The 1,312-nt window shown below is 36.6% G+C and carries 2 protein-coding genes; both read right to left on the reverse strand.

The genetic code is table 11. The annotated features are described in order from the left end of the window. Positions 1-224: 224 nt before the first annotated feature. The gene (locus ACE01N_RS20410) at positions 225-725 is read right to left on the reverse strand and encodes a hypothetical protein (protein ID WP_380592915.1); all 501 of its coding nucleotides are present in this window, start codon (positions 723-725) and stop codon (positions 225-227) included. Between the two features lie 127 nt (positions 726-852). Further along, positions 853-1,224 (reverse strand): hypothetical protein, encoded by a 372-nt coding sequence (locus tag ACE01N_RS20415; RefSeq protein ID WP_380592917.1) that lies wholly within the window; start codon positions 1,222-1,224, stop codon positions 853-855. Positions 1,225-1,312 lie beyond the last annotated feature (88 nt).

The raw sequence follows: 1,312 nt of genomic DNA on the forward strand, positions 1-1,312 counted from the left end.
ATCCAGAATTCCTCAAATAAGTAGTCTTTGAAAACGTAACTGATGAAAAGAAGAATGCCAATTATTAATATCAATTTGTTCTTTCTCATTTAGTTTGTTTAAATGCTGCACAACGTTCCCGCAGTATGGTGTCGTGCGGCTGACTGTCCCACGAAGTGGAGACTGTCAAGCCGAAAACGACGCCAGGATGAATACGATTTTGCAAGTTAAAAGAACCGCATGCACTATGACTGCGTGTTAGCAGCAGTATTTATTTTTGTTTTAAACTCACCTTTAAAGTTTATTATTCTCGTTTTGATTCTTTCTCCGTTTGGCTTTATAAAGATTTCCTGAAAATCGAAGTCTATAGTTCCTTTTAATATTTTACCTTCAAGGAATTGATTTGAATTCAATTTTAAACACTCATTCTTAGGAATCCATATATTCTTGCCATTTTGGGCTGCAATGTAAACAGTTTTATAGCTTGTCATAAATCTGTCATTAATAACTTTAATTTTCAAGTCATCGAATGTTGACGCTGTAACCTTATAAAATTCAATTATTAGTGTGTCTTCAGAAAGCTTTGCTTCCGCATTTTCAATGCAATGGGGAATTTGAAAATCTGTACATATTGAAGTCTGGGAGATTGGGTCAAACTTTTGGCTAATTTTTAATTTATTTTTTGCTCCAATCTTAAAAGTTAGAGTCAGAAAACACATTATTAATATGTAATTCGAAGCTTTCATTATATTGCTGCTAACGTTCCCGCGGTATGGTGTCGTGCGGTTGACTGTCCCACGAAGTGGAGACTGTCAAGCCGAAAACGACGGCATACGGAATGTGGATTTGCATGTTAAAACAAAACCGCATGCACTATGCACCGCGTGTTGTGCTTAGTTTTTCTTCAATTTTCGATCTAATCTTTGCAGTGTATTTTTCAGTGTACCTATTTCGCAAGAAAACACCAATTACCTTAAATGGGAATATGTCAATGGCTTTTGAATCAATATATTTGAGGTCACCAGTTCTATTAAATTCTCCTAAGTCAAACCAATGTTCTTTAATATCCCAAATTAACTGAAAGGCATGGTTTCTTTCCTGATTAGCCCACTGTAGCAGTAATGCTGAATCTTGGCTGAACCTTTCCTCTGTCACAAGTGAATATCCATTTTCTAGAAGTAGGTCATTGACTGAGTTTTTCACCTCTTTTTGTATACTTTCGATATTTCTAGAAGCCTGATTCATAAATTAAGCACAACGTTCCCGCGGTATGGTGTCGTGGCAGTTTCTTTCACCCGTGAAAGGAACTGTCATGACGAAAGGCGCTTGCAGC

It is taken from the genome of Quyinboa ferrireducens (assembly GCF_042436675.1).
Lineage (GTDB): Bacteria > Bacteroidota > Bacteroidia > Bacteroidales > UBA5342 > JBHJHP01.